26 protein-coding genes are annotated in these 26902 nt (G+C 71.4%); 8 read left to right on the top strand and 18 right to left on the bottom strand.

The genetic code is table 11. The features are described 5' to 3' along the window. Positions 1-9: 9 nt before the first annotated feature. The 5 genes from ACKUU6_RS19435 to rfbB form a co-directional block, all read right to left on the bottom strand. A complete protein-coding gene (locus tag ACKUU6_RS19435; protein ID WP_407989852.1) occupies positions 10-786 on the bottom strand; it encodes a glycosyltransferase family 2 protein in 777 nt (258 codons plus the stop codon). Continuing rightward, a complete protein-coding gene (locus ACKUU6_RS19430) occupies positions 783-1184 on the bottom strand; it encodes a DUF2304 family protein (RefSeq protein ID WP_407989851.1) in 402 nt (133 codons plus the stop codon). The genes ACKUU6_RS19435 and ACKUU6_RS19430 overlap by 4 nt, the downstream gene beginning before the upstream one ends. A gap of 95 nt (positions 1185-1279) precedes the next feature. Next, positions 1280-2599 carry a lipopolysaccharide biosynthesis protein gene (locus tag ACKUU6_RS19425; protein ID WP_407989850.1) on the bottom strand — a complete coding sequence of 440 codons (1320 nt, stop codon included), beginning with the start codon at positions 2597-2599 and terminating at the stop codon, positions 1280-1282. Continuing rightward, positions 2596-3486: a dTDP-4-dehydrorhamnose reductase gene (gene rfbD, locus ACKUU6_RS19420; RefSeq protein WP_407989849.1), complete on the bottom strand. Its 891-nt coding sequence runs from the start codon at positions 3484-3486 to the stop codon at positions 2596-2598. Before rfbD ends, ACKUU6_RS19425 begins: the two co-directional genes overlap by 4 nt. Then, a complete protein-coding gene (rfbB, locus tag ACKUU6_RS19415; protein ID WP_407989848.1) occupies positions 3483-4460 on the bottom strand; it encodes a dTDP-glucose 4,6-dehydratase in 978 nt (325 codons plus the stop codon). The genes rfbD and rfbB overlap by 4 nt, the downstream gene beginning before the upstream one ends. 134 nt (positions 4461-4594) lie before the next feature. Between rfbB and rfbA the strand changes: the two genes are divergently transcribed. Next, positions 4595-5470, top strand: coding sequence for a glucose-1-phosphate thymidylyltransferase RfbA (rfbA, locus tag ACKUU6_RS19410; protein WP_407989847.1), 876 nt, complete (start codon positions 4595-4597; stop codon positions 5468-5470). 2 nt (positions 5471-5472) lie between these two features. Continuing rightward, positions 5473-6072 (top strand): dTDP-4-dehydrorhamnose 3,5-epimerase family protein, encoded by a 600-nt coding sequence (locus tag ACKUU6_RS19405; RefSeq protein ID WP_407992168.1) that lies wholly within the window; start codon positions 5473-5475, stop codon positions 6070-6072. 72 nt (positions 6073-6144) lie between these two features. Here the strand turns inward: ACKUU6_RS19405 and ACKUU6_RS19400 are convergent, their stop codons facing one another. Continuing rightward, the gene (locus ACKUU6_RS19400; protein WP_407989846.1) at positions 6145-6495 is read right to left on the bottom strand and encodes a GtrA family protein; all 351 of its coding nucleotides are present in this window, start codon (positions 6493-6495) and stop codon (positions 6145-6147) included. A gap of 162 nt (positions 6496-6657) precedes the next feature. Here ACKUU6_RS19400 and ACKUU6_RS19395 point away from each other — a divergent pair, with 162 nt between their 5' ends. Further along, positions 6658-8241 (top strand): DUF2142 domain-containing protein, encoded by a 1584-nt coding sequence (locus tag ACKUU6_RS19395; protein WP_407989845.1) that lies wholly within the window; start codon positions 6658-6660, stop codon positions 8239-8241. Between the two features lie 281 nt (positions 8242-8522). On the opposite strand, the gene tuf is transcribed toward ACKUU6_RS19395, so the two are convergent. From tuf to ACKUU6_RS19370, 5 genes are all read right to left on the bottom strand, one after another. Next, a complete protein-coding gene (gene tuf, locus ACKUU6_RS19390; RefSeq protein ID WP_407989844.1) occupies positions 8523-9716 on the bottom strand; it encodes an elongation factor Tu in 1194 nt (397 codons plus the stop codon). Positions 9717-9897: 181 nt separating this feature from the next. Next, positions 9898-12003 (bottom strand): elongation factor G, encoded by a 2106-nt coding sequence (gene fusA, locus ACKUU6_RS19385; protein WP_407989843.1) that lies wholly within the window; start codon positions 12001-12003, stop codon positions 9898-9900. Positions 12004-12042: 39 nt separating this feature from the next. Then, positions 12043-12513, bottom strand: coding sequence for a 30S ribosomal protein S7 (gene rpsG, locus ACKUU6_RS19380; RefSeq protein WP_030457432.1), 471 nt, complete (start codon positions 12511-12513; stop codon positions 12043-12045). A 2-nt stretch (positions 12514-12515) separates the two neighbouring features. Then, on the bottom strand, positions 12516-12887 hold the full coding sequence (gene rpsL / locus ACKUU6_RS19375) for a 30S ribosomal protein S12 (protein ID WP_014144289.1): 372 nt from the start codon (positions 12885-12887) through the stop codon (positions 12516-12518). A gap of 299 nt (positions 12888-13186) precedes the next feature. Next, a complete protein-coding gene (locus tag ACKUU6_RS19370; protein WP_407989842.1) occupies positions 13187-13696 on the bottom strand; it encodes a DUF1707 and DUF4190 domain-containing protein in 510 nt (169 codons plus the stop codon). 165 nt (positions 13697-13861) lie between these two features. Between ACKUU6_RS19370 and ACKUU6_RS19365 the strand changes: the two genes are divergently transcribed. From ACKUU6_RS19365 to ACKUU6_RS19350, 4 genes are all read left to right on the top strand, one after another. Then, positions 13862-14623, top strand: coding sequence for an ABC transporter ATP-binding protein (locus ACKUU6_RS19365; RefSeq protein ID WP_407989841.1), 762 nt, complete (start codon positions 13862-13864; stop codon positions 14621-14623). Continuing rightward, positions 14620-16203 (top strand): transporter, encoded by a 1584-nt coding sequence (locus tag ACKUU6_RS19360; protein ID WP_407989840.1) that lies wholly within the window; start codon positions 14620-14622, stop codon positions 16201-16203. Before ACKUU6_RS19365 ends, ACKUU6_RS19360 begins: the two co-directional genes overlap by 4 nt. Positions 16204-16285: 82 nt before the next feature. After that, positions 16286-17551, top strand: a complete 1266-nt coding sequence (locus tag ACKUU6_RS19355; RefSeq protein WP_407989839.1) for a DUF2786 domain-containing protein — start codon at positions 16286-16288, stop codon at positions 17549-17551. A 68-nt stretch (positions 17552-17619) separates the two neighbouring features. Beyond that, the gene (locus ACKUU6_RS19350; protein ID WP_407989838.1) at positions 17620-18624 is read left to right on the top strand and encodes an ADP-ribosylglycohydrolase family protein; all 1005 of its coding nucleotides are present in this window, start codon (positions 17620-17622) and stop codon (positions 18622-18624) included. A 16-nt stretch (positions 18625-18640) separates the two neighbouring features. Here ACKUU6_RS19350 and ACKUU6_RS19345 read toward each other — a convergent pair whose 3' ends face one another. From ACKUU6_RS19345 to ACKUU6_RS19335, 3 genes are read right to left on the bottom strand one after another with little or no spacing between them, the layout of a single operon-like run. Next, complete coding sequence (locus ACKUU6_RS19345) at positions 18641-19642, bottom strand: ADP-ribosylglycohydrolase family protein (RefSeq protein ID WP_407989837.1); 1002 nt, start codon at positions 19640-19642, stop codon at positions 18641-18643. Between the two features lie 10 nt (positions 19643-19652). Beyond that, positions 19653-20858 carry a cytochrome P450 gene (locus ACKUU6_RS19340; RefSeq protein WP_407989836.1) on the bottom strand — a complete coding sequence of 402 codons (1206 nt, stop codon included), beginning with the start codon at positions 20856-20858 and terminating at the stop codon, positions 19653-19655. A 43-nt stretch (positions 20859-20901) separates the two neighbouring features. After that, a complete protein-coding gene (locus ACKUU6_RS19335) occupies positions 20902-21636 on the bottom strand; it encodes an SIR2 family NAD-dependent protein deacylase (protein ID WP_407989835.1) in 735 nt (244 codons plus the stop codon). Between the two features lie 60 nt (positions 21637-21696). On the opposite strand from ACKUU6_RS19335, the gene ACKUU6_RS19330 reads away from it, so the two are divergent. Further along, positions 21697-23466: a helicase-associated domain-containing protein gene (locus ACKUU6_RS19330; protein ID WP_407989834.1), complete on the top strand. Its 1770-nt coding sequence runs from the start codon at positions 21697-21699 to the stop codon at positions 23464-23466. On the opposite strand, the gene ACKUU6_RS19325 is transcribed toward ACKUU6_RS19330, so the two are convergent. From ACKUU6_RS19325 to ACKUU6_RS19310, 4 genes are all read right to left on the bottom strand, one after another. Beyond that, positions 23453-24052, bottom strand: coding sequence for a hypothetical protein (locus ACKUU6_RS19325; protein WP_407989833.1), 600 nt, complete (start codon positions 24050-24052; stop codon positions 23453-23455). The genes ACKUU6_RS19330 and ACKUU6_RS19325 overlap by 14 nt on opposite strands. Positions 24053-24182: 130 nt before the next feature. Continuing rightward, a complete protein-coding gene (locus tag ACKUU6_RS19320; RefSeq protein ID WP_407989832.1) occupies positions 24183-24863 on the bottom strand; it encodes a response regulator in 681 nt (226 codons plus the stop codon). A 10-nt stretch (positions 24864-24873) separates the two neighbouring features. After that, positions 24874-26040: a sensor histidine kinase gene (locus ACKUU6_RS19315; RefSeq protein ID WP_407992167.1), complete on the bottom strand. Its 1167-nt coding sequence runs from the start codon at positions 26038-26040 to the stop codon at positions 24874-24876. A 52-nt stretch (positions 26041-26092) separates the two neighbouring features. Then, positions 26093-26761 (bottom strand): DUF4097 family beta strand repeat-containing protein, encoded by a 669-nt coding sequence (locus ACKUU6_RS19310; RefSeq protein ID WP_407989831.1) that lies wholly within the window; start codon positions 26759-26761, stop codon positions 26093-26095. Between the last annotated feature and the right edge of the window lie 141 nt (positions 26762-26902).

Here is a 26902-nt window from a genome sequence, read left to right as displayed (position 1 = left end):
CGCGTGAACCTACACCTTGCCGATGAGCTCGGGCCGGTTGACGGCCGTACGGGTGGCGGGCTGAATCGCCTTCAGGTTCGCCGGCATCCGGCGGATCATCGCGAGCAGCAGCACCAGACCGGCCCTGGCCAGGTAGATCATGGCCTTGACCGGGGAGGCGCTGGGCGTTCCCGTGGTCCGCTCGCGCATGGCCACCGGCACCTGCCGGATGGTGAAGCCGCACCGTGCGGCGCCGACCATGCTCTCGATGGTGTCGCCCAGGTACTCGACCGGGTACCACTGCGAGAAGAACTCGATGAGCGGCTTGTTGCAGGCCTTGAAGCCGGAGGTGGTGTCCGTGAGGCGCGTACCGGTGATCCGGGACAGCACCACGGAGAGCAGCTTCATCGCCCACTTGCGCGGGCCGCGCACCTTGTAGCTGCCCTCACCGTCGAAGCGGGCACCGATGACCAGGTCCGCCTCGTCGAGCTTGGCCAGCAGGGCGGGCACGTAGGCCGGGTCGTGCTGGCCGTCGGCGTCGCACTGGATCGCGACGTCGTAGCCGTGCAGGTGCGCGTAGCGGTAACCGAACCGCATCGCGCCGCCGACGCCGAGGTTGTACGGCAGCTGGGCCACCCGGGAGCCGGTGGCCGCGGCCACCGCCGCCGTGTTGTCCACCGAACCGTCGTCCACCACGAGGGTGTCCGCGCCGGGAAGCTTCTGCTGGATCTCCCGCAGGATCTTCGGCAGCCCCTCCGCCTCGTTCCAGGCGGGCAGGATGATCAGTACCCGCTTGCCGTCGATCATGCCCTCACCTCGGGGTCGGTCACGCTGCTCTGGTCGGTGCTCGCCCGAGCGATCGGGAAGCCGTGGTGCTCGGCGAGGTGCGCGCGCATCATCGCGACGTCCTCGGCCAGGGTGCGGGTCTCCGCCTCCAGCCTGCTGGTCTCCCAGCTGAGGTGGACGCAGACCAGCAGGACGAGCAGGAACCCCAGGAACAGCACCAGGCTGGCGCCGGAGGCAATACCGAGACTGCGGGCGGATGAGTCGAGCACCCGGGGGAAGAACCCCAGAGGCGCAACGACCACGCCGATGCCGAGCCAGAGCGCTGCGTACTTCTCCCGGAGTTGCTGACGACGCAGCAGCTCCAGGATCCACACGAGCACCAGCACGCCGGTGATCGAGGTCAGCACACTCAACTGCACGATGGGGTTCGCCTTTCACGCGTGGGTGAGGCACATATTAGGGACGCGGGAATCACAGCGCCCTTTCGGGGGACCGGTAGAGCGGGCACGGCGGGTCAACCGGCCGGAATGCTGTCGGCGGCGATCGGCACCTGGGCGGCCCCGGACCGGCCGCCCGGCGTGTTGCCGCCGCCGCGAAGCGCCAGCAGCAGGACGCCGAGGACCACTAGTGGCCCGATGGCGTAGGCCGCCTCCACCCGCACCGCCGGATCACCCGGCAGAGAGGTGACGGCGAGCAACGCCAGGGTGCCGAGCAGCCAGCCCAGCAGCTGCCGACGGTGGTGACCCCGGGCGATGACCGCCTGTCCGACCACGGTGGCCAGCAGGTAGGCCAGGGTGCCGACGGAGAGCCAGAGGAAGTCGACCGCTCCGAGAGCATGGCGGTCCGCGTTGAACGCCAGGTGAATGATCCACGGCCCGAGCAGAACGGCGGGCACTCCGCCGAGCACTCCGAGCGCGCTCACCATGGCGCAGGTCCGGACCAGCAGTCGGCGGAATCCGACCCGGTCGCCGGTGGCCACCGCGGTCGAGAGACCGGACATCAGCGAGGCCTGCAGTGCGCCGAAGACGAACAGCGGCACCCGGCTGAGCACCATCGCCGCCGTGAACGCCCCGACCAGCACAGCCTGAGTCGGCGCGACGACCTGGATGCTGAGCACCGCGGCGTTCGCGACGAACTGAGCGAGCAGGAACGAGCCGGTCAGCAGGCCGAGGCCGCTGCACAGCTCACGCCAGCCGATGGTCGGCCCCGGCTCGGCCACCCGCAGGGTCAGCGGCAGGCTCACCAACATCGCCAGGACCGGCGACACCGCCAGGACCAGGCTGTAGGCCAGTGCCGAGTGGACGCCCGCGACCATCAGGGTCACCGAGAAGACCATCCGCAGCACACCGTCGAGGCCGAGCTGGACCCCGTACGCGGTGAACAGCCCGAGGCCGGCCAGCACGCCCCGGGTCAGGTAGCAGGCCGCCGGACCGACGAAGGCGGCGGCCAGCGCCACCACCATGGTCCGGTCGCCGTGGAAGAAGACGTCCGCGATCTGGCCCGAGAAGACGACGAGCCCGACCAGCACGGTCAGCAGGACCGCACCGGTCAGCACGGTCGCCTTCCGAAGCACGGGCAGCGCCCCCTGGCCGGTGGCCGCTCGGGCGGCGATCACCCGGGTGAGCTCCTGCTCGACGGGGAAGAACAGACCGAGCCCGAAGGACATCGCCATGGTCCACAGCACCGACACCTCGGCGAGCGACTCCCGGTCCAGCGCGTGCCCGGCGATGCCGAGGTGCACGTAGGACGCGACGCCCAGCGTCACCGTGCCGACGGCGACGGCGAAGAGCCCCGGCGGGAGGGCGCGGGTGACCCTCCCGAGCAGGCCGGTCACGGCCGGAGCTCGACGAAGGCCGGGCGCTCCAGCGCCTCACCGAGCATGTCCCGCCACTCGGGCAGCGGCGCCAGGCCGGCCGCGGCCCACCGCTCGTGACCGAGCACGCTGAACGCCGGCCGGACGGCCGGACGGACGAACGCCTCGGAGGTGGTCGGGCGGATCCGCTCGGGATCGAGGCCGCTCAGCCGGTACGACTCGCGGGCCAGCCCGAACCAGGTGGTCCGGCCGGTCGCGGTGCCGTGGTAGACCCCGGCGGGCGCCCGGCCCGCCAGCGCGGCCCGGCCGAGTGCGGTGAGCTGCCTGGCCAGGGCCCGCGACCAGGTCGGCTGACCGTGCTGGTCGTCCACCACGTCCAGGGTGTCGCGCTGGGCCGCCAGCTTGAGCATGGTGGCCACGAAGTTCGGACCGTGCTCGCCGTACAGCCAGGCCGTCCGGACGATGTAGCCGGACTGCGGCAGCAGCTCGCGGACCGCCTGCTCGCCCACCAGCTTGGAGCGCCCGTAGGCGTTGACCGGAGCGGTCGGGGCGTCCTCGGCGTACGGCTCCGCGGCGTCACCGGAGAGCACGTAGTCGGTGGACACGTGCAGCAGCCTGACCCCGGTCGCGGCACAGGCCGCGGCGAGGTTGCGCACCCCGAGGCCGTTGACCGCAGTGGCGGCCTGCTCGGCGCTCTCGGCACCGTCGACGTCCGTCCACGCGGCGCAGTTGACCACCACGGCGTGGCCGGAGACGGCGGCCAGTACGGCCGTGTCGTCGGTGATGTCGAGGTCGGCCCGGCGGAGGGCGGTGGCCTCGATCCCGGCGGCCTCGAGCTCGGCCAGTACGTCCTGACCGAGCATCCCGGCCGCACCGGTCACCAACCAGCGGGCAGTGTCGGAAGTCACTTCTCCAGTGCCGCCTTCTGCTTCAGCGGTTCCCACCAGGCGCGGTTCTCGCGGTACCAGGCGATGGTCGCGGCGAGGCCGTCCTCGAAGCGGACCTGCGGCTCGTAGCCGAGCTCCTCGCGGATCTTGCCGATGTCCAGCGAGTAGCGGAGGTCGTGGCCCTTGCGGTCCTCGACCGGCTCGACCATCTCCCAGCCGGCGCCGGCGGCGTCCAGCAGGAGGCCGGTCAGCTCCTTGTTGCTGATCTCGGTGCCGCCGCCGATGTTGTAGACCTCACCGGCGCGGCCGCCGCGCATCACGAGCTCGATGCCGCGGCAGTGGTCCGAGACGTGCAGCCAGTCGCGGATGTTGCCACCGTCGCCGTACAGCGGCACCTTCCGGCCGTCGATCAGGTTGGTGGTGAACAGCGGGATGACCTTCTCCGGGAACTGGTAGTGCCCGTAGTTGTTGGAGCAACGGGTCACCACGACATCCATCCGGTGGGTGCGGTGGTAGGCCAGTGCCAGCAGGTCGGAGCCGGCCTTGGAGGCCGAGTACGGCGAGTTGGGGGCGAGCGGCCAGCTCTCGGTCCAGGAGCCCTCGCTGATCGAGCCGTACACCTCGTCCGTGGAGACGTGCACGAAACGGGCCACCCCGTGCTTGCGGGCGGAGTCCAGCAGGACCTGGGTGCCCAGCACGTTGGTGAGGACGAACGGGCCCGCACCGGCGATCGAACGGTCCACGTGGGATTCGGCCGCGAAGTGCACCACGACGTCGTGGCCGGGCATCACCTGCTCGACCGCGTCCGCGTCGCAGATGTCCCCCTGCACGAAGGTGTAGCCCGGGTGCTGGGCCACCGGGTCGAGGTTCTCCCGGACGCCCGAGTAGGTGAGCTTGTCGAAGACGGTGATCCGGGCACTCTCGTCCGCTCCGAGAAGCTGACGGACGAACTCCGAACCGATGAATCCGGCGCCGCCGGTCACGAGGATGCGCATAATGCGCGAAGTCTACCCGCGCCCGTGGGGCCGCTCCGACCGCCCCGGACCGCCCGTGGGCGGGCCCACCGGGGGCGCCCTCCCCGTCGCCCAGGGCCTCGGGTGATCGTTGCCGGGCGGTCTAAGCTGCTCGCATGCGTGGAATCCTCCTGGCCGGCGGAACCGGCTCGCGCCTCTGGCCGCTGACCCGAGCCGTCTCCAAACAGCTCCTCCCGGTCTTCGACAAACCGATGATCTACTATCCGCTCTCCACCCTGGTGATGGCGGGAATCAGCGAGATCCTGATCATCACCACCCCTGCCGACCGCGAGCAGTTCGAGCGGCTGCTGGGCGACGGGTCGCAGCTCGGGCTCCGTCTCGAGTACGCCGTCCAGGAACGCCCCGAAGGAATCGCGCAGGCCTTCGTCCTGGGCGCCGACTTCATCGGCGACCAGCCGGTGGCGCTGATCCTCGGCGACAACATCTTCCACGGCAGCGGCCTCGGCACCCGGCTCGCGCAACACACCGGCGCCGACGGCGGTCGGGTCTTCGCGTACCCGGTGGCCGACCCGACCGCCTACGGCGTGGTCGAGTTCGACGAGTCGGGCCAGGTGATCTCCATCGAGGAGAAGCCCGCCGTACCCAAGTCCCGGTACGCCGTTCCCGGTCTCTACTTCTACGACAACAAGGTCGTGGACATCGCCCGCGGTCTGAAGCCCAGCGCCCGCGGCGAGCTCGAGATCACCGCCGTCAACGAGGCCTACCTGAGGTCCGGCAGCCTCCACGTGACGATCCTCGACCGGGGCACCGCCTGGCTGGACACCGGCACCTTCGTCTCGATGGTGCAGGCCTCGGAGTTCGTCCGGGTCATCGAGGAACGTCAGGGCTTCAAGATCGGCTGCATCGAGGAGGCCGTCTGGCGAGCCGGCCTGATCAGCTCCGAACAGCTGCGGGAGCTCGCCGAGCCCCTGCTCAAGAGCGGCTACGGCGACTACCTGGTGGCCCTGCTGGACGAGGAAGGCGCGCTGTGAAGATCGAGGAGCTGTCCATCGAGGGCGCCTGGGAGATCACACCGCAGTTGCACGGTGACGCGCGCGGCCTGTTCACCGAGTGGTACCGGTTCGACAAGCTCGCCGCCGTCGTCGGCCATCCGCTCCGGCTCGCCCAGGCCAACCTCTCGGTGTCCAGCCGCGACGTGGTCCGGGGCATCCACTTCGCCGACGTACCTCCCGGTCAGGCCAAGTACGTGACCTGCGTCCGGGGCGCGGTGCTGGACGTGATCGTGGACCTGCGGGTCGGCTCACCGACCTTCGGACGGTGGGAGGGCGTGCGGCTCGACGAGAACGAGCGCAAGGCCGTCTACCTCTCGGAGGGCCTCGGTCACGGCTTCTGCGCCCTGAGCGACGACGCCACGCTGACGTACCTGTGCTCCGAGGCGTACAACCCGACCGGCGAGCACGGCGTGCACCCGCTGGACTCGGATCTCGCGATCGACTGGCCGGCCGGGGTGCCGCAGCTGTCCGCGAAGGACGCGGAGGCACCGACGCTGAGCGAGGCATTGGCGAGTGGCCTGCTGCCCGACTACCGGGCCGTCAGGTCCTTCACCGCGGGCCTGGGCGCCGAGCGCTCCTGACCGGCGGAACGCCTGGAAGGGCCCGGCAGCCTGATCGGCTGCCGGGCCCTCCTGCGTGGTCCCGGGGCGCTGTCACTTGAAGACCCAGCGGCGGTAGCCGACGTAGTTCACCACCGACAGCACGGCGAGCGTCAGGGCCCTCGCCAGCAGGTAGAACAGCCCGAGCTTGACCAGCAGGCTGACCATCAGCACGGTGCCCACCCAGTTGCAGCCGGCCATCAGCAGGTAGCGGACGCTCTGGCCGGCCACCGGTGCGGAGCTGCCGAACGACCAGAGCCGGTTCAGCAGGAAGTTCACCGCGAAGCTGGTCAGGACACCGGCGAAGGTGGCCAGCGCGAGCGGGACGTTCAGGACGCCGTGCAACAGGAACAGCATTCCCATGTCGACCGATGCGCTGATGACGCCCGCGATCAGGAAGCGCACGGCGCTATGGCCGAGCAGCGTACGGATCCGCCCCTTCCGGGAGGTATCCGACGTTTCGGCAGGCGAGTCCAGTGAAGTCACAGAGGGAATGGTAAGTGCCACCGAACCCACTGGCACGCGGCCCTCCGATTCCGCCGCTCCACCCACCGGTATCTTGGTCGCGTGTCCTCCTATTCCCCCCCTTCCGTCCCCCAGTCGAGCCCGTCGGCGCCCGGTTCGAACCGCCGTAGGGCGCAGGGCCGGAAGCGTCAGTCCTTCCGGCGAAGCTGGTGGACCGCGTTCATCGGTTTCTTCCTGCTCTGCGCCGGCTGGGCGCTGGCGGGACCGTACGACGCCAGCCCCGACGAGGCGCAGCACATCGTGCGCGCCGCAGGTGTGGCGCGGGGTGAATTCGCGCCCAAGCCCGAGGCGGCCGACATGGGCACCGGGGCTTTCCAGAACATCCCGAAATCGCTGGTCCGGCAGAACTGCTGGTACTTCGAGCCCTCCAAGTCCGCCGCCTGCGCCGAGGCACCGGGTGGCGACCAGCAGGTGGAGCGGGTGGCGACCAGGGCCGGGCGCTACAACCCGGTCTACTACGCCGTGGTCGGCTGGCCGCTGAACCCCTGGCCCAACTGGGTGGGCGTCACCCTGGCCCGGCTGATCAACGCCGCCCTGGTCGCGGCCCTCCTGGCGAGCGCCGCGTACAGCGCGGTGGCGTGGACCAGGCACCGCGTGATGGCGGCGGGCGTGCTGGCCGCCGTGACCCCGATGACGATCCACCTGGCCGGCTCGGTCAACCCCAACAGCGTCGAGATCGCCGCCGGGGCCGCCCTGTTCGCGGCCCTGATCCCCACCCTGTTGGACCCGGAGGCACCGCTGCGGCGGGCCGCCATGGTGCAGATCGGCATCGCGGGTTCCGTGCTGGTCACGCTCCGGGCCCTCGGCCCGCTCTGGTGCCTGGTGATCTTCGCGGTCATGCTGATCCCGACGAAGCGGGAGCGGATCGCGCAGTTGCTGCGCTCGGTCGCGTTCCGCTGGGCCGCCGGAGTCGTCTTCGTCACAGCCGTGGCCGGGGCGGCCTGGACGGTGGCGATGCGGGTCGCCGAGCTCGGGTCGCTGGCCGCGCCGCCGAAGATGACCTTCGCCCAGGGGATCCGGCAGGAGGTGATCGTCCGCTGGCCCGACTACGTCGTCCAGATGATCGGTGTGCCTTCCTGGCTCGACACGTACCTGCCCGGCAGCGCTTACCACCTCTGGCTGCTGGCCCTCGGCTGCCTCCTGCTGCTGGCCATGGCCTGCGGCCGCTGGGTGGACCGCTGGCGCATGTTCGCCGTCTTCGCGGCGGCCTTCGGTGCGACCACGCTCTCCGACGTCATAGGAGCCCACAAGTACGGCTTCGTCGCACAGGGCCGCTACATGCTGCCGGTCATGGTGGGCCTGCCGATCCTGGCGGCGTTCGTGCTGGGCCGTCGAGAGATTTTGAACGAGGCCAGGTCGGCCTCCCTGGTGCGGGCCTTCGCGCTGCTGCTGCTACCGCTGCAGCTGGCCTTCCTGGCCTACACGATGGTCCGCTGGCAGTCCGGCCTGGGCAGCTCGCTCACCTACACGCCGCTCAACCCGCTCGCCGGGTCCTGGCACCCGCCGACCGGCTCGGCCACGGCGCTGCTGGCGGCCGCGGTCGGGTGTCTGCTGCTCGGCGTCTGGGCGTGGAACGGCAGCCGGCCCGCCAACACCCCGCCGCAGGAGGTGGCTGCCGGGTCCTGACGCCCGTCAGTCCGCCGGAGGGGCGGGAGCCGAGGTCGGCTCTCGCCCCTCCGGCGTTCTCCGTTCCCGTACGACGTCCTTCGCGCATGACGTCCCGTGCGCGCATGACGTCCCGTGCCCGCTGCGGGCTCAGCGTCGTCCACGTCGGCGGGAGCACGTACCGACCCGGGAACGTACCGACCCGGGCGCCGCGGCCGGACACGCCTGAGGGCCCCGCACACCGGTCGGTGTGCGGGGCCCTCAGGTTTGCCTGTTGGTGCAGGCAGGTCAGAGCGTCGAAATTACTTGACGATCTTGGTGACCTGGCCGGCGCCGACGGTGCGGCCACCCTCACGGATGGCGAACTTCAGGCCCTCCTCCATGGCGATCGGCTGGATCAGCACGACCGACATGGCGGTGTTGTCGCCCGGCATGACCATCTCGGTGCCCTCGGGGAGGGTCACGACGCCGGTCACGTCCGTGGTACGGAAGTAGAACTGCGGGCGGTAGTTGTTGAAGAAGGGGGTGTGACGGCCACCCTCGTCCTTCGACAGGATGTAGGCCTGGGCCTCGAAGTCGGTGTGCGGCGTGACCGAACCCGGCTTGATGATGACCTGGCCGCGCTCGACGTCCTCGCGCTTGATGCCACGGAGGAGCAGACCGACGTTCTCGCCCGCCTGGCCCTCGTCGAGCAGCTTGCGGAACATCTCGATGCCGGTGACCGTGGTGGTGGTCTTGGTCTCCTTGATGCCGATGATGTCGACAGTCTCGTTGACCTTGAGGACACCACGCTCGATGCGGCCGGTGACGACGGTGCCACGACCGGTGATCGTGAAGACGTCCTCGATCGGCATCAGGAACGGGAGGTCGACCTCGCGGGCCGGGGTGGGGATGGACTCGTCCACGGCCTCCATCAGGCCGAGGAGCTTCTGGCCCCACTCGGCGTCGCCCTCGAGCGCCTTGAGCGCCGAGACGCGGACGACCGGCAGGTCGTCGCCCGGGAAGTCGTACTCGGAGAGCAGCTCACGGACCTCGAGCTCGACGAGCTCCAGGATCTCCTCGTCCTCCACCATGTCGGACTTGTTCAGCGCGACGACGATGTAGGGGACACCGACCTGGCGGGCCAGGAGCACGTGCTCCTTGGTCTGCGGCATCGGGCCGTCGGTGGCGGCGACGACGAGGATCGCACCGTCCATCTGGGCCGCACCGGTGATCATGTTCTTGATGTAGTCAGCGTGACCCGGGCAGTCGACGTGGGCGTAGTGACGCGCCTCGGTCTGGTACTCGACGTGCGCGATCGAGATGGTGATACCGCGCTGACGCTCCTCCGGGGCCTTGTCGATCTGGTCGAAAGGCGTGAAGGGGTTGATGTCCGGGTACGCGTCGTGCAGCACCTTGGTGATGGCCGCGGTAAGGGTCGTCTTACCGTGGTCGATGTGACCAATGGTGCCGATGTTGACGTGGGGCTTCGTCCGCTCGAACTTCGCCTTCGCCACTGCAGTCCTCCTGAGGACAGTTCTGTACGCCGTGCTGACGTCAGTTGGTCTTTGATCGGGTTTGGCACGGAGCGTGCCGTCCCGCGGGTGGGGGCGGAGGAAGCCTGGGGGATCCGGGAAGGATCCCCCAGGTTCGCCTCCTAATAGCCTAAGGGTTCACGAACGTCCCGATTGCGGGACGTCACTCACCCTTGGCCTTGGCGATGATGTCGTCCGCCACGTTCCGCGGAACCTCGGCGTACGAGTCGAACTGCATCGAGTAGCTCGCGCGACCAGAGGTCTTGCTGCGCAGGTCACCGACGTAGCCGAACATCTCGGAGAGCGGGACCAGCGCCGTGACGACGCGGGCACCGTGACGCTCGTCCATGGACCGGATCTGGCCACGGCGAGAGTTGATGTCACCGATCACGTCGCCCATGTAGTCCTCGGGCGTGGTGACCTCGACGGCCATCATCGGCTCGAGCAGGGCCGGGCTGGCCTTGCGAGCACCCTCCTTGAACGCCATGGAACCGGCGATCTTGAAGGCGAGCTCGGACGAGTCGACGTCGTGCGAGGCACCGTCGAGCAGGGTGACGCGGACGCCCTGAAGCGGGTAGCCGGCGAGAACGCCGAACTCCATGGCCTCCTGGCAACCGGCGTCGACCGACGGGATGTACTCGCGCGGAACGCGGCCACCGGTGACCTTGTTCACGAACTCGTAGCCCTCGCCGGACTCGATCGGCTCGATCGCGATCTGGATCTTCGCGAACTGGCCGGAGCCACCGGTCTGCTTCTTGTGCGTGTAGTCGATGCGCTCGACGGCCTTGCGGATCGTCTCGCGGTACGCGACCTGCGGCTTGCCGACGTTGGCCTCGACCTTGAACTCACGCTTCATACGGTCGACCAGCACCTCGAGGTGCAGCTCGCCCATACCCGCGATGATGGTCTGGCCGGTCTCTTCGTCGGTGTTGACCTGGAAGGACGGGTCCTCCTCGGCCAGCCGCTGGATCGCGGTGCCCAGACGCTCCTGGTCACCCTTCGACTTCGGCTCGATCGCGACGCGGATGACCGGGGCCGGGAAGTCCATGGACTCCAGGATGACCGGGTGCTTCTCGTCGGACAGGGTCTCGCCGGTGGTGGTCTGCTTGAGACCCATGACGGCGACGATGTCGCCGGCGCCCACCGAGTCGATCTCCTCACGCTTGTTCGCGTGCATCCGGTAGATCTTGCCGATCCGCTCCTTGCGGCCCTTCACCGCGTTGAGGACGGCGGTGCCGGCCTCAAGGCGCCCGGAGTAGACCCGGACGAAGGTGAGCTTGCCGAGGTGCGGGTCGGACATGATCTTGAACGCCAGCGCGGCCAGCGGCTCGTCGTCCGAAGGCTTGCGGGTGATCTTGACCGAGTCGTCGCCGGGCTTGGTGCCCTCGATGCCCTCGATGTCGATCGGCGACGGCAGGTACTTGACGACCGCGTCGAGCAGGGGCTGGACGCCCTTGTTCTTGAACGCGGAGCCGCAGAAGATCGGGGTGAAGTCCGAGTTCAGCGTGCCCTTGCGGATCGCCGCGACCAGCAGCTCCTCGGGGATGTCCTCGCCCTCGAGGGCGAGCTCCATCACCTCGTCGCTGACGTTCGAGACGGTGTCGAGCAGCTGCTCGCGGTACTCGGCCGCCTTGTCCGCCAGGTCGGCCGGGATGTCGACGGTGTCGTACATCTCGCCCTTGGGGGCGTCCGCGGACCAGACCAGGGCCTTCATCTTCACCAGGTCGACGACACCGGTGAAGTCACCCTCGGCGCCGATCGGGAGCTGCATGACCAGCGGGGTCGCGCCGAGGCGGTCCACGATGGTCTGCACGCAGAAGTAGAAGTCCGCGCCCGTGCGGTCCAGCTTGTTGATGAAGCAGATGCGCGGGACGCCGTAACGGTCGGCCTGACGCCACACCGTCTCGGACTGGGGCTCGACACCGGCGACGCCGTCGAAGACCGTCACGCCACCGTCGAGCACGCGGAGCGAACGCTCCACCTCGACGGTGAAGTCGACGTGGCCCGGGGTGTCGATGATGTTGATGGTGTTGTCGACGCCGTCGAGGGTCCAGTGACAGGTCGTCGCGGCCGACGTGATCGTGATGCCGCGCTCCTGCTCCTGCTCCATCCAGTCCATGGTGGCAGCGCCATCGTGGACCTCACCGATCTTGTACGAGACACCGGTGTAGAACAGGATCCGCTCGGTGGTGGTGGTCTTGCCCGCGTCGATGTGGGCCATGATCCCGATGTTCCGGGTCTTGGCCAGGTCAAGGGAGGTTGCAGCCATGGTGGCTCGTTCTCTCTCTGTCTAGTGACGGGGTTCGGACTACCAGCGGTAGTGCGCGAAGGCCTTGTTGGACTCGGCCATCTTGTGCGTGTCCTCGCGACGCTTCACGGAAGCACCGAGGCCGTTGGAGGCGTCGAGGATCTCGTTGAGCAGACGCTCGGTCATGGTCTTCTCGCGACGGGCGCGGGAGTAGCCGACCAGCCAACGCAGCGCCAGGGTGTTGGCGCGGCCCGGACGGACCTCGACCGGCACCTGGTAGGTGGCGCCACCGACGCGGCGGGACTTCACCTCGAGGGTGGGCTTGACGTTCTCCAGCGCGCGCTTGAGCGCGACGACCGGGTCGGCGCCGGTCTTCTCACGGACACCCTCGAGGGCGCCGTAGACGATCCGCTCGGCGGTGGAACGCTTGCCGTGCAGCAGGATCTTGTTGACCAGCGACGTCACGAGCGGCGAACCGTAGACCGGGTCAATGATGACCGGGCGCTTCGGGGCAGGACCCTTACGAGGCATTCTTACTTCTCCTTCTTGGCGCCGTAGCGGCTACGAGCCTGCTTGCGGTTCTTGACACCCTGGGTGTCGAGCGAGCCGCGGATGATCTTGTAGCGGACACCAGGAAGGTCCTTCACACGGCCACCGCGCACCAGCACGATGGAGTGCTCCTGCAGGTTGTGGCCCTCGCCCGGAATGTAGGCGGTGACCTCGATCCCGCTGGTGAGGCGCACACGGGCCACCTTGCGAAGCGCGGAGTTCGGCTTCTTCGGGGTGGTGGTGTACACACGCGTGCAAACACCGCGGCGCTGAGGGGAACCCTTCAGCGCGGGCGTCTTGTTCTTCTCGACCTTGTCCTGCCGGCCCTTTCGGACCAGCTGCTGGATCGTAGGCACCGTTTCTCCGTTTTCTGTGTGCCAAGGCTGCGTAAAACTAACCTGCGGTGACCCCAACGTCCGACCCACGCGGTCGGGTGTGTTGAGCCTCTTTCGAGGGCGGAATCCATGAGCCGATGTGCAGCGGCGGCGCTCACGGAGTGGTGACCACTCCGGTACGGCGGCCGGTCTGCTGGCACGCACAAGGACCCGGGGACACCCCAGGCACAAGGTCAGAGCGTACCTAGCGCATCGGCGCCGGTCAAAACAAATGCAACGCCGCAGCTCGGCCCCCGCCGAGCACACTCAACCGGCATACCTCAGGAGACGACGGCCAGCAACAGGAGCAGCGCCCAGCCGCCCACCGACAGCCAGCCGAGCACCAGACCGGCGGTGGCCATGCCGTCGCCGTCCTCCCCGGTGCGGGGCAGCTGGTTCTTGGCCAGGTGGCCGGTCACCACGGCGGGGATGCCGAAGAATCCGAAGGTCGGCAGGCAGAGCAGCCCGAGCACCAGCGAGGTGACCGCGAGCGGGTTGGTCCTGGTCCGGGGCGCGTACACCGGCCGCGCCATCATCGGCATCGCCGCCATCGGCAGCACGGCCGGGCCGACCGGCAGGTCGGAGACCAGGTAGGCCAGCTCGCCGTACGTCTTGGCGCGCTGCACCCCCTCGAACCGGGCGCCGTACTCGTCCGCCGAGAGGCGCCCCTCGGCGTAGGCGGCCTTCAACACGTCCACCGCGCGCTCGCGGTCGCTGTGCGCGGCGCGCATGGCCGCCTGGCCGTTGCCGTACGGCTGCGGCTGCGGCGCTCCCCAAGGCTGCATGCTCATCCGGGCCCACTTCCTGACGGTTCCTCATGGTGCATGACGAACGGCACCTCCGCACAGTTGCACATTCACCCGATCGGAGCAGACACGCCCGTCGTTCGTGGGGTGCCGCAGCCCGGCCCACCTCTGCGAGGCTGGCCGCACATCCGTACCTACAGGAGTGCTCACATGACACCTGCCGTCAGCATCCACAACCTGTGGAAGCGCTTCGGCGACCACGCCGCGGTCGCAGGACTCACCCTGGACCTGCCCGCCGGCTCCTTCATCGGCCTGGTCGGCCCCAACGGGGCGGGCAAGACCACCACGCTCTCGATGGTCACCGGCCTGCTCCGCCCCGACGAGGGCACCGTGCTGGTCCACGGCGCCGACGTCTGGACCGACCCGGTCGGGGTGAAGGCCAGGATCGGCATCCTGCCCGAGGGCCTGCGCATGTTCGAGCGGCTCAGCGGGCGGGAGCTGCTCCAGTACAACGGCCGGCTGCGCGGCCTGCCCGGTGCCGAGGTGGACCGTAGGGCCGAGGAGCTGCTGACCGTCCTCGACCTGGCCGCCGCCGCGGACAAGCTGGTCGCCGACTACTCCACCGGCATGCGGAAGAAGATCGGCCTGGCCGCCGCGCTGCTGCACAACCCGGACGTGCTGTTCCTGGACGAGCCGTTCGAGGGTGTCGACCCGGTCTCCGCGCAGACCATCCGGGGCGTGCTCAAGCGGTACGCCGCCAGCGGCTCCACGGTGGTCTTCTCCAGCCACGTGATGGAGCTGGTCGAGCAGCTCTGCGACTGGGTCGCGGTGATAAACGCGGGCCAGGTGATCGCCCAGGGCCCGCTGGACACCGTCCGGGGCGACCGCTCGCTGCACACCGCCTTCCTGGACCTGATCGGGGTCCGCGAGCAGGACGAGCAGAGCCTGGACTGGCTGGGCGAGGCCCGATGAACCTCCCCGCGGACCGCGTGGTGGTCCGGACCCTGGTCTCACTCAAACTCCGGCTGCTCGCCAACGGCCTGCGCCGCAGCCCAGGCCGCCGGGCGCTGTACGTGGTCGGCTCAGTGCTGGGCCTGCTGTTCACCGCCGCGATCGCTACCGCCTTCGCCTTCCTGAACGGGCACGCCGGCGCCGCCGACGCGACCGTGATGCTCACCACGTCGCTGGTGATCGGCTGGGCCGCACTGCCGCTCTTCCTGTTCAGCAGCGACGAGAGCTCCGACCCGACCCGGCTCACCATGCTGCCGCTACGGCCGGGACCGCTGCTGCGCGGGACGCTGCTGGCCGCGCTGATCGGGCCGGGACCGGTGATCGCGCTGGTGCTGCTGACCGGCGCCGTGACCGCCGCCGCCGCGGGGGCGGTGGCGGTCCCGTTCGCCGTGCTCGGGGTACCGCTGACGGTGGTCTGCCTGGTCACGCTGTCCCGCGCGGTCGCAGCCGGGAACGCCCGACTGCTCTCCAGCCGCCGGGGCAAGGACTTCGCCGTGTTCGGCGGTCTGCTGTTCGCGATCCTGGTGCAGGTCGGCAACCTGGCCTCGCAGAGCATCCTGGGCCGGCCCGGTGACGACGGCCTCGACCTGTCGCCGCTGAAGCCGTTCGCCTCGGTGCTGCGCTGGATCCCGCCGGTCAGCGCCCTGGACTCGGCCCGCACCGCCGGGGACTCCGTCCCGCTCGCACTGCTCCAGCTCGCCGCCACCGGCGCGCTGCTGGTGCTGCTGCTGCGCTGGTGGCAGCGGAGCCTGCAGGACCTGATGGTGACCGCCGACTCGTCCACCCTGATCACCACCAAGTCGGTCGGCGGCTCGTCCCGGAACCTCTTCCCGGACGGCCGGGTCGGCGCGGTGATGCAGCGTCACCTCCGGTACGCCTGGCGCGAGCCCAGGGCCAAGGCGGCCGTCTTCACCAGCATCGGGATGACCCTGGTGATCTGCGTGCTCTCGGTGGTCCAGGGCTGGTCCTCGGTATACATAGTGGCGATGGCCGGTCTGATGCTCGGCCTGCAGATGGTCAACCTGTTCGGCATGGACGGTTCGGCGTTCTGGATGGTCTCCAGCACGCTGGCCACCCCGGCCGAGGCCCGGGAAGAGCTGCGCGGGCGGGCGTACGCCGTGCTCTCGTACGCCGTCCCGGTCTGCACCCTGCTCGGCCTGGTGCTGGCCACCGTGACCGGGAAGTGGGCCGAGCTGCCCCCGGCGCTCGGCCTGGCCTACGGCGCGCTCGGCGCCGGGGTCGGTCTCGGCGCGCTGCTGAGCGTGCTGGCGCCGTACGCGATGCCGGCCGACTCCAACCCGATGCGGAACGCCGCGCCGGGGCAGGGCGGGGTGGTGCTGCTCAACACCTTCGGTTCGATGATCGGGGTGCTGCTGATCACCGGGCCGGTGGCGCTGCTGCTGTTCGCCCTGCCGGGCTGGACGTTGCTCCCGATCGGCCTCGGCTACGGGGTACTGCTGGCGGTCGGCGGCATCAGGTTCGCCGCTTCGCGGCTGCTGGACCGGCTGCCGGAGATCCTGCTCACCGCGATCGAGCGCTGACGGCAATGATGCCCGGGCCCGGACCGCTCCGGGCTCGGGCATCATTGCCAGTTCAACCCCCGACTTCTCGAGGCGATCCCCCGTGGCCCAGCCGTCCGATGCCGAAGCCCTGGTCACCCAGGCCGCCACCCAGGTCGTCGCCGCCTCCCCCGACACCCTCGACCTCGCGCTCGACACGGCGGCCTCGCTGCTCGCGGCCGCCGACTGGTCCGAGGTCAGCCGGGCCCTGGTGGCCCACGTCGAGCGCACCGTCACCCGGGCCTGGGCGATCGGCTGGCGCCCCGCCGACCTGGCCAGACTGGTCCGGCGCGAGCTCGGCACGGCGCACCAGCCGCTGGCGGTCGACCTGATCGCCGCCGAGAACCGCCGTCACCCGGCGGCCACCCTGGACCGGCGCTGGCACGAGCAGCTGCGCGAGCTGGCCGTCGAGGTCTGGTGGTCGGGCGACGACGCGTACCTGGTCGGCTTCGCGACCCGGCACCGGCTGGACCGGTTCGCGCTGGCCACCGCCGTCCTGGAGCTGAACCGGCTCTGGGCGCAGCTCCCGCCGATCACCCCGGTCGGGCCCACGCCGGGCCGCGCACCCGTGCAGCGTTCCGCCGGACCGCTGCCGGGCGAGCCCCGGATGCTGTCCCGGATCCGGGCGCTGCTCGCCAAGGCGGAGTCCACCGAGTACCCCGAGGAGGCCGAGGCGCTCACCGCCAAGGCCCAGCAGCTGGTGGCCCAGCACTCCATCGACGAGGCCCTGCTGACCATCGGCCAGCCCTCCCGGGACACCCCCGGCGCGCTCCGGATCGGGGTGGACAACCCGTACGAGAGCCCGAAGGCGATGCTGCTCGACGCGGTGGCCACCGCGAACCGCTGCCGCACGGTGTGGGCCAAGGAGTTCGGCTTCTGCACCATCATCGGCTTCGACTCCGACCTGGACGCGGTCGAACTGCTCTACACCTCGCTGCTGGTGCAGGCGACCGCCACCATGCACCGGGCCGGCAGCCGGCACCACAAGGAGGGCGCCGCCAGGACCAAGTCCTTCCGACAGTCCTTCCTGATCGCGTACGCGGCCCGGATCCGCGAGCGGCTGGCCACCGCCACCGAGCAGACCACCCGCGACGCCGCCGCCGGCCGCCACCTCAATCCGGACGGCAGCAGCGAACAGCTCACCCCCGACGAGCGACTGCTGCCCGCCCTGGCCGCCCGCGAACAGGCGGTCGACCAGGCCGTCGGCGAAATGTTCCCCAAGCTCACCACCCAGCGAGTCCGGATCAGCAACGCCGACGGCTGGCACGAAGGCCGCGCCGCCGCCGACCGGGCCGCCCTCCACCACGGCACGGGGGCCATCGACCGGTGACCCATCGGCACCGGGGTCGGCGGCACGGGCACTTCCGCAGTGAGCCGCAGGGCACGTACCGTCGCGGGATGACCCTTTCCCGTACCGATCGCGTGCACGGTTCCCTGCTCGGCGGCGCCCTCGGGGACGCCCTGGGCTGGCCCGTGGAGTTCCGGCGCCTGGAGTGGATCCGCGAGGACCACGGCCCGGCCGGGGTGACCGGCCTGCGGGCCGCGGGCCAACCGGGCGACCGGGCCGGGGACATCACCGACGACACCCAGATGACACTGTTCACCATCGAGGGCCTGCTGGCCGGCGGCACCCCGGCCGACCTGCACCGTTCCTACCAGCACTGGCTGCTGACCCAGCGTCGGGAGGGGCCGGGGCCCGCGCCCGCCTCGCCGCTGCTGGCGCACGCCTTCCTGTACGCCCGGCGGGCGCCGGGCAACGCCTGCCTGAGTGGTCTGGCCGACCACTCCGAGTTCGTGCCGCCGGCGCCGATCGGTGCGGTCGGGCCGGTGAACGGACACTCCAAGGGGTGCGGCACCGTGATGCGGTCCGCGCCGTTCGGCCTGTCCGGTCTCGGCGCCGAGCATGCCTTCGAACTGGCAGCGCAGTGCGCCCAGCTGACGCACGGCCACCCCACCGGACAGTTGGCGGCAGGCGCTTCGGCCGCCCTGGTCGACCTGGTGACGGCCGGTCAGGCACTGCCCGAGGCACTGACGGCGACCATCCGGCTGCTGGCCGGGTATCCGAACGCCGAGGAGACCGTCGAGGCGCTGGAGCGCGCGGTGCGGATCTCCGCGGAGGGGCCGCCGTCGGCGGAGGCGGTGGAGCGGGTCGGGCTCGGCTGGATCGCCGAGGAGTGCCTGGCCGTCGCGGTGTACTGCGCGCTGACCGCTCCCGACGCCCGCTCGGCGCTGCTGCTCTCGGTCAACCACTCCGGCGACAGCGACTCCACCGGCGCGGTCTGCGGCAACCTGGTCGGCGCGCTGTACGGCGCGGCGGCACTGCCCGCCGACTGGCTGGCGGTGGTGGAGGGCCGGGAGCTGATCGTCCGGATGGCCGACGCGCTGCTCGCCCGCGCTGGCTGACGGCTCAGCTGACGGCTCAGTCCCAGAGCGCGCCGAACTCCAGCAGTTCGTCCCGGTACTCGATCCGCTGGACCCAGTCGGCCGGCCAGGCCGCCGCACCGTGGCGGGCGCCCGCGAAGGCGCCCGCGAGGCAGGCGATCGAGTCGGAGTCGCCGGAGGAGAACGCACCGCGCCGGACCGCCGTGACCGGGTCGTCCGGGAAGAGCAGGAAGCAGAGCAGGGCGGTGCCGAGCGCCTCCTCCGCCACCCAGCCCTCGCCGGTCACCGTGCACGGGTCGCCCTCCGGCTCGGGACGGGCCAACGCGGCTTCCAGGCGGTCGAGTTCGAGCAGGCAGTCGTCCCAGCCCCGCTCGCTGAACGTCCTCGGCGACGGGTCCTGCGCGTGCGCCGCGAGGTCACCGAGCCAGAACTCGTCGTAGCCCCGGGCCCTGGCCGCGAGCGCGTACTCCCGCAACCGGGCGGGCAGTTCGGCCGGCTCGGCACCGTCGACCAGCAGGCGCACCGTGTGCGCGGTGAGGTCACTGGCCGCCAGCGCGGTCGGGTGACCGTGGGTCAGCGCGGACTGGAGCTGGGCGGCTCCGGACCTGACCCGGTCGGTCAGGTCGGGAAGCAGGCCGACCGGGGCCGACCGCATGTTGGCGCCGCAGCCCTTGGAGCCGAGGTCGGTGGCCTCCTGCCAGCGGCGCTCGGGCTGGCTCAGTCGCAGGCACGCCTTCAGGCAGGTCATACCGGGGGCCCGGTTGTTGTTCGGGTCGAAGTACCAGTGGACGAACTCCTCCCGGACCGGCCGGGTCAGCCGCAGCGGCGCCAGTGGACCGCGCTCCTGGGCGGTCCGCAGGCCCCGGGCCAATGCCAGTGTCATCTGGGTGTCGTCGGTCACCAACGCAGGTGTGGGCAGCGGGAGTTCACGCCACTGCGCGCCCCACTGGAGCAGCTCGTCGTACTCCTGGAACTCGGTCGGCTTGCCCATCGCGTCGCCGATCGCCAGGCCCAGCAGCGTGCCCGTCGCGCGCTTCATGACTACCCCCTCATGCTTCGACCACCAGCTCGGCCAGGCCCCGGATCACGTACCCGGGGCGCCAGTCGGGCTCGCGGACCAGCCGCAGCGCGGGTGCCCGCCGCAGCAGCGCCCCGTACGACTCGATGAGCTCCAGTCTGGCAAGCGGGGCGCCCAAGCAGAAGTGGATTCCCGCGCCGAAGGTGATGTGCGGGTTGTCGGTGCGGCCGACGTCCAGCCGGTCCGGGCCGGTGAACCGCTCCGGGTCGCGGTTTGCCGAGCCGAACAGCAGGGCCACCTCGGCGCCGCGCGGGACGGTCACCCCGCCGACCTCGATGTCGTCCAGCACCCAGCGTTCGAACATCTGCAGCGGGGTGTCGTAGCGCATCAACTCCTCGACAGCGGTGGGCAGCAGCTCGTCCACCGAGCCGCGCAGCCGGGCGAGTTCGCCCTCGTTCCGGAACAGCGACCACCAACCGTTGCCGGTGGTGTTCACGGTCGCCTCGTGGCCCGCGTTGAGCAGCAGCACGCAGGTGGAGACCATCTCCTGCTCGGTCAGCGCGTCGTCGCCGTCCGCCGCCCGGACCAGCCCGCTGATCAGGTCGGCACCCGGCTCGGCCCGCCGCTGCCGGATCAACTCCCGCAGGTACTCGGAGAATTCGATGCTGGCTGCCACCGCCCGCCGGGCCACCTCGGGCTCCGGACTGAGCTCGAACATCGCGGTGATGTCGGCCGACCACGGCCGCAGCAGTCCCCGGTCCGCCTCGGGCACCCCGAGCAACTCGGCGATCACCGCGACCGGGAGCGGCTCGGCGACGGCCGTGATCAAGTCGCCGCCGCCGTCCCGGACCAGCCCGTCCACCAGCTCCCCGGCCAGCCGGGCCACGGTCGGCCGCAGCTCCTCGACCGTCCTGGGCGTGAACGCCTTCGACACCAGCCGCCTGATTCGCCCGTGGTCCGCCCCCTCCAGGTCGAGCAGTCCGTGCTCGTTGAGCGTGTTGAACGGCTCGTACGCCGGATCGGGCTCCGGCCGGCCGAACTCCTGGTGGCTGAACCGGTGGGTGTAGGTGCGGCCGAGCCGACGGTCCCGCAGCAGCGCGCTGACGTCGGCGTACCGCGCCACCAGCCACTGCCCGGTCGGCTCGTGGAAGCTGACCGGCGCCTCCTTCCGCAGCCGCTCGTACGCGTCGTACGGATGCGCCACGAACTCCGGCGACCACGGGTCGTACTCGGTCATCGTCCACTCCCAGCTCGTCGGGAGCGCCATCGTACGCAGCCGGTCAACCCGTCAGCAGGCGGCCCACCAGGGCGGGAAGCGCGGTGCCGATCGGCTCCCGGATCAGCTCGGCGGCGAGCGGGTCGTACGGGGTCGGCTCGGCGTTCACGACGGTCAGCCGGGCGCCGTGGTCGACCGCGACCTCGACCAGTCCGGCCGCCGGGTGCACCTGGAGGCTGGTGCCGACCGCGATGAAGTGGTCGCAGTTCGACGCGATCGCCTCGGCCTGCGAGATCACCACCGGGTCGAGCTGCTCGCCGAACATCACCGTCGCGGGCTTGAGGACCGCCCCGCAGTCCAGGCACGGCGGGTCGGGCTCGCCCGCCTCGACCCGGGCCAGGGCGGCGCTCATGTCGGTCCGCCGGTGACACCTGACACACTCCACCAGCCGCGCCGTACCGTGCAGTTCGAGCACCTTGCGCGGCGACTGACCGGCCGCCTGGTGCAGCCCGTCCACGTTCTGGGTGAGCACCCGGACGGGGAGCCCGGCCCGCTCCAGCTCAACCAGCGCGCGGTGCGCGGCGTTCGGTTCGGCGGCCTGCGCCCCGACGTCCCGGCGCATCAGCCAGGCCCGCCGCCGCACCTCGGGGTCGGCCAGGTACGGGCCGATGGTGACCAGGTCCTGCGCGCTCGGGTCGCGCTGCCACAGGCCGTTCGGGCCCCGGTAGTCCGGGATCCCCGAGTCGGTGGAGACCCCGGCTCCGGTGAGGACGGCGATCAGCAGTCGCTTGGCGTTCATGCGCACCGACGCTACGGCCCGCACCGGCGGCGGGCCAGTCAATTCCCGTACCGTGGGGCGGTGAGCAGCGCCGAGGACCTGACCCGTTGGCTGACCAGCCGGACCGCCCAGCAGCTGACCGTCCTGCTGGAGCGGCGGCAGCTGCCGTACGCGGGCGTGCCGGGGCTGGCCGAACCCGCGAAGCTGGCCGCCTTCCTGCTGGGCAACCCGTCCGTCAGGCTCGCGCTGACCACGCTGAACCTGGCCGAGCTCCAAGTGCTCTCCGCCGTGGCCGTGCTGGCGGAGCGCCGGTTCGGCCCTGCCCCGGCGGCCGCCGTGAGTGCCCCCGCCGGGTTCGCCGGACGGCGGATCGGCGCTGCGGCCGTACCCGCCCTCGACCCGGCGTCCCGCCCGGTGCCCCGCGCCGAGCTGCTGGACCTGCTCGGCGACCGGGCCGCTCCGCTGCTGGCCGGTCTGGCCGAGCGCGCCCTGCTGCTGCCCCCGCACGGCGACCTGCTCACCGTCCCCGCCGCGCTGCACCAGCAACCCCCGTACCGGTCGCTGGACTTCACACCGGACGCGCCTCCGCTGCCGGCCGTCCTGCTGCCCGCGCACGCCGCCGGGGCGGCCCAGGCGGCCGTCACCGAGGCCGCTGCCAGGGTGGAGCTGCTGCTGCGGGTCACCGCGGCGCAGCCTCCCGTGCTCCGCCGGGCCGGCGGGCCCGGCGTCCGGGTGGTTCGGCAGCTCGCCAAGGCAGCCGGGCTCACCGGGCCGCACGCGACGCTCTGGCTCGACCTGGCCGCCAACGCCGGACTGCTCGCCCCCTCCCCCGCACCGCTCCGACTGCTGCCCACCACCCGGTACGACGACTGGCTGGCCGCGCCGCCCGCCGAACGGCTGGCGCCCCTGCTGGCCGCCTGGGCGGTCACCCCGGCGGTGTTCAGCACTGCCGACGCCGTGCTCAGCACCCCGAACGACCCGACGGCCGTACCGCTGCGCCAGGCCCTGCTGCACGCCTTGGCGCAGCTGCCGCCCGGCCACGGTCTCCCGCCCCTGGCGGACGTGCTCGCCGCAGCGGCCTGGCACCGTCCGCTCGGCGCGGCGCCGGACCCGGCGGCCGTGGCAGCCACCCTCGCGGAGGCCGAACTGCTCGGGGTGCTCGCGCACGGCGCGCCCACCCCCGTGGGACGCGCCGTCCGCGAGCTGCTCGATGCCGGGGCCGCGCACTGCTTCCCGGCGGTTCCTGCTGTCGACCAACTCTCCAGCACCCTGGCTCAGTTGATGCCTAGTCAGGTCGGCACGGCCAGGTTTCAGGCCGACCTGACCGCCGTGGTCACCGGGCCGCCCACGGCCGAGCTGGCTCGGCTGCTGGACTGCACCGCCGACCGGGAGTCCGACGGCCACGCGACCGTCTGGCGCTTCACCCCCGCCGCCGTCCGCCGCGCCCTCGACACCGGGCTGGACGCCGCCGAACTGCTGCGGCGACTGCGCGCCGCGGGCGAACTGCCGCAACCGCTGGAGTACCTGATCGAGGACACCGCCCGCACCCACGGCCGGGTCACCGTAGCCGAGGTCGGCTGCGTGCTGCGCTCGGACGATGAGGCGCTGGTACTCGAACTCACCCATGCCCGCGCCCTGTCGGCGCTCGGTCTGCGCCGGATCGCGCCCACCGTACTGACCTCCGCGGCCGACCCCGCGACGACCCTCGCCGCTCTCCGGCAGGCGGGTTACGCCCCCGCACCGGAGACCACCGCCACCGCCGTCACCGTCGAACGAGCTCCCGCCCCGGCGGACCGGCCACCGGTCGTCTGCGCCGCTGCACTCGCGCTGGCGCTGCTCAGCGCGGGCTGACGACCTGACGCTGCGCCGCCGGTCGCGCCACCGGTCCCGCTGGCCCCATCGGGGCGGTCAGCGGGCGCAGCGCCAGGGCGAAGAGCAGCGCGCCCGGCGTCATCAGGTCCAGGTCTATCGCCATCAGCACGGTGGCGACCAGCACCAGCACCAGCAGCGGGCTCCACAGCGCGATCCGGCGGAACGCCGCGCACAGCAGCACCAGCAGGCCGAGGTAGAACAGCGTCGGCAGGGCCGTGTAGAAGACCGGCAGCACCCCGGGCACGTCCTGGATCTCGGCGAACAGCCGGTGCTGGTCCGCCTTGTCCACCGCCACCATGCCCACCCAGAGGTCGATCAGCGTCTGCCCCACCGAGGCCGCCAGCCCGGTGCCCGCGACCACCAAGGCGACCGTGCCCAGCAGCCGCGAGGCCGCCCGGCGGCGCAGCTCCAGCAGCACCGGGACGAAGAACAGCAGCCCGCCGAGCAGCGCGGCGTGCCCGAGCAGCCAGCCCGCCTCGGGCTCCTTGCTGCCGGGAAGCAGGCGGATCGCGCCGTAGAGGCCGATCAGCAGCGGGGCGGCCAGCGCGGGTTGGTACTTCTTCATCACAAGTCCCTTTCGGAGCAGCTCGGTTCGACACCTGAATCCTGCTCGGGACACGCGCGCAGCGGATCGCCCGTACCGGCGAAGAGGTCCCCTCCCCCGTGCGGGGGAGGGGACCTCTCAGGGCCGGCCCCTAAGGGCCGTCCTCGCCGACGACCACCGCGCCGGACTCGTACGCGAACACCACGGCGTGCACCCGGTCCCGGAGCCGGAGCTTGGACAGCACGTTGGAGACGTGGGTCTTCACGGTGTGCTCACTGACCACCAGTTCGGCCGCGATCTCCGCGTTGGAGTGGCCCCGGGCCAGCAGCCGCAAGGTCTCCGTCTCCCGGCCGGTGAGCTGTTCCAGCAGCCGGGACGGCGGCCGTACCGCCTGCGGGGCGCTGCCCTTGCGGGCGGCGAACTCGGCGATCAGCCGACGGGTCACCGACGGTGCCAGCAGCGCATCGCCGGAGGCCACCGTCCGTACGCCGTGGGCGAGATCGTCCCGGCGGACGTCCTTGAGCAGGAAGCCGCTCGCGCCCGCGTACAGCGCGTCGTAGACGTAGTCGTCCACGTCGAAGGTGGTCAGCATGATCACCTTCGTGCCCGGATGGTCCGCACAGACCTGGCGGGCCGCCTCCAGACCGTCCATCACGGGCATCCGGACGTCCAGCAGCAGGACGTCCGGGGCGTGTTCGCGGACGGCCTCCACCGCCTCGGCGCCGTTCGCTGCCTCGGCCACCACCTCGATGTCCGGCTGCGCGTCCAGGATCATCCCGAACCCGGCCCGGACCAGCTCCTGGTCGTCCGCGACCACCACCCGAATCGTCATGCTCTCCCCCTCAACTCACCAACGGCAGAAGTGCCGTGACCACGAACCCTCGGCCACCGGGCCCCGGCCCGGCCTCCGCCCGGCCGCCACAGGCGGCGGCCCGCTCCCGGATGCCGACCAGCCCGCGCCCGCCCGACCAGACCCCGGCCACCGCCACCGGCACACCCGCGCCGTTGTCCTCGACCACGACCTCCAGCGCCCCCTGTACCTTCGCCACCCGCACCGCGACCCGGTCCGCACCGGAGTGCTTCACCGTGTTGGTGAGCGCCTCCTGCACGATCCGGTACGCGGCCGCCTGCACGTCGGCCGGACCGAGCTCCTGCACCGACAGCTCCACCCGCAGCCCGGCGTCCCGTACCCGGTCCACCACTGCGGGCAGCTCGGCCAGGGTCGGCTGCGGAGCCAGCTCGGGGCCTGCGCCCTGCTCCTTCAACACGCCCAGGACCCGGCGGAGTTGGACCATCGCATCGCGGCCGGAGTCGGCGATGGTGTCGAAGGTACGGATCGCCCGGTCCGGGTCGCTGCGGACCACCACCGGGCCCGCCTCCGCCTGGATAACCATCAGCGAGACCGCGTGCGCCAGGATGTCGTGCATCTCCCGGGCGATCCTGGCCCGTTCCTCCGCCACCGCCCGCGCCGCGTCGGCCGCCGCCCGGCGGCCCACCTCCTCGGCGCGGCCCGCCTGCACCCTGGCCAGCCGACGCAACTCCCGGACCACCGAGCCGAAGACGAACGCCCCGACCGAGGTGAGCAGGCTGAACAGCGCCCCGTTCAGCGAACGAGTGCCTGCCACGTTGCCCCACACCAGCAGGGTCAGCATCAGCCAGCGCTGCCACTCCCGGCCCCGGTCCGCCACCGTGTAGATCGCCACCACCGCGGCCAGCGGCACCTGCGGCATCGCCGAGTGGGCGGCCAGCGAGAGCGCCATCGAGGTCAGGCCGTTGAACGCGAAGACGGCGAACGGCGCCCGTCGGCGCCACGGCAGCGGCAGCACCGTCGCGGCCGCCAGCGCGTACACCCACCACGGCCAACCGACGTCGTCGTGCCGGACCGTCCACACTGCGACCGCCAGCGAGGCCGCCGCCAACAGCAGGTCCACCACGTGGGGATTCACCCCGGCGAAGCGCGCCTGCACCCGCTCCCCCAGGCCGGCCGCCCGGGCCTGCCACCGCGACATCAGCTCCACGTCCCCACCCCCGCGAAGTCGATCATGCCGCACGGGGCCCCGATCAGCCACCACTCACCGTGACGTCCCCGGTCGCCGCCCGGACCACGATCCGCCGCTCGGCCGAAGTCCGCACCGGCACCTGGACCTTCACGGCGCCGGTACCGGCGGCCGCCTCCACCGCGTACTCCTCCCCCTTCGGTACCGTCAGCCGCACACTGCCCGTCCCCGCCTTCACCCGGACATCGGCCGGCGCCACCGCGAAGACCGCCTTCACATCGCCCGTCCCCACCGTCAGCTGCACCTCCCGCCCGCCCAGCCGCTCCGCCGTGATCCCGCCGGTCCCCGCCGACGCCTCCACCTCGGCGGTCAGACCCGTCAGCCGTACGTTGCCGGTCCCCGCCTTCACCCGCACCACCGTCCCGGCCGGAACCCGCACCTGGTAGCCCACCGAACAGCCGTCCTCCGGGCACCGGTACGACAGCGTCAGCGTCCCGTCCGCCACCTCGTGCGCCGCCGCGGGCGCGGTTCCCCGGTACGACTGGTGCTCCGTCACCCGCACCTCCGAGCCCTCCCCGACCACCTCGACGTCCCCGGTCCCCCCGTCCACCACCAACACCCGGACGGCCTCGGTCACCCCGTAGGCGACCTCCCGCTCCTGCTGCGCCGCACACCCGGTGCCACCCGCCACCACGGCCACCGCAACGCCGAGACCCGCCAGTATCCGCTTCACGCCGAACTCCCCTCCCCGCACACCCTCTGACCCCCCGAATCCTGCCGCGCCGAGCCCCACCCCCGGATCCCCCGCCAGAGCGGTTCCCACCCCTCCCTCGCCGGAGGGAGCACGCGGGCTTCCAGGAGCACCCGCACCGGC

The sequence above is a fragment of the Kitasatospora sp. CMC57 genome (assembly GCF_045866025.2).
Taxonomy (GTDB): Bacteria; Actinomycetota; Actinomycetes; order Streptomycetales; family Streptomycetaceae; genus Kitasatospora.
This window is presented reverse-complemented; position numbering and strand designations above follow the sequence as displayed.

Coding starts and splice junctions, on each gene's coding strand:
- ACKUU6_RS19435 (WP_407989852.1), bottom strand. CDS start 786: ATGATCGACGGCAAGCGGGTACTGATCATCCTGCCCGCCTGGAACGAG.
- rfbB (WP_407989848.1), bottom strand. CDS start 4,460: ATGCGCATCCTCGTGACCGGCGGCGCCGGATTCATCGGTTCGGAGTTC.
- rfbA (WP_407989847.1), top strand. CDS start 4,595: ATGCGTGGAATCCTCCTGGCCGGCGGAACCGGCTCGCGCCTCTGGCCG.
- fusA (WP_407989843.1), bottom strand. CDS start 12,003: ATGGCTGCAACCTCCCTTGACCTGGCCAAGACCCGGAACATCGGGATC.
- rpsG (WP_030457432.1), bottom strand. CDS start 12,513: ATGCCTCGTAAGGGTCCTGCCCCGAAGCGCCCGGTCATCATTGACCCG.
- ACKUU6_RS19370 (WP_407989842.1), bottom strand. CDS start 13,696: ATGAGCATGCAGCCTTGGGGAGCGCCGCAGCCGCAGCCGTACGGCAAC.
- ACKUU6_RS19365 (WP_407989841.1), top strand. CDS start 13,862: ATGACACCTGCCGTCAGCATCCACAACCTGTGGAAGCGCTTCGGCGAC.
- ACKUU6_RS19360 (WP_407989840.1), top strand. CDS start 14,620: ATGAACCTCCCCGCGGACCGCGTGGTGGTCCGGACCCTGGTCTCACTC.
- ACKUU6_RS19350 (WP_407989838.1), top strand. CDS start 17,620: ATGACCCTTTCCCGTACCGATCGCGTGCACGGTTCCCTGCTCGGCGGC.
- ACKUU6_RS19345 (WP_407989837.1), bottom strand. CDS start 19,642: ATGAAGCGCGCGACGGGCACGCTGCTGGGCCTGGCGATCGGCGACGCG.
- ACKUU6_RS19340 (WP_407989836.1), bottom strand. CDS start 20,858: ATGACCGAGTACGACCCGTGGTCGCCGGAGTTCGTGGCGCATCCGTAC.
- ACKUU6_RS19335 (WP_407989835.1), bottom strand. CDS start 21,636: ATGAACGCCAAGCGACTGCTGATCGCCGTCCTCACCGGAGCCGGGGTC.
- ACKUU6_RS19325 (WP_407989833.1), bottom strand. CDS start 24,052: ATGAAGAAGTACCAACCCGCGCTGGCCGCCCCGCTGCTGATCGGCCTC.
- ACKUU6_RS19320 (WP_407989832.1), bottom strand. CDS start 24,863: ATGACGATTCGGGTGGTGGTCGCGGACGACCAGGAGCTGGTCCGGGCC.
- ACKUU6_RS19315 (WP_407992167.1), bottom strand. CDS start 26,040: ATGTCGCGGTGGCAGGCCCGGGCGGCCGGCCTGGGGGAGCGGGTGCAG.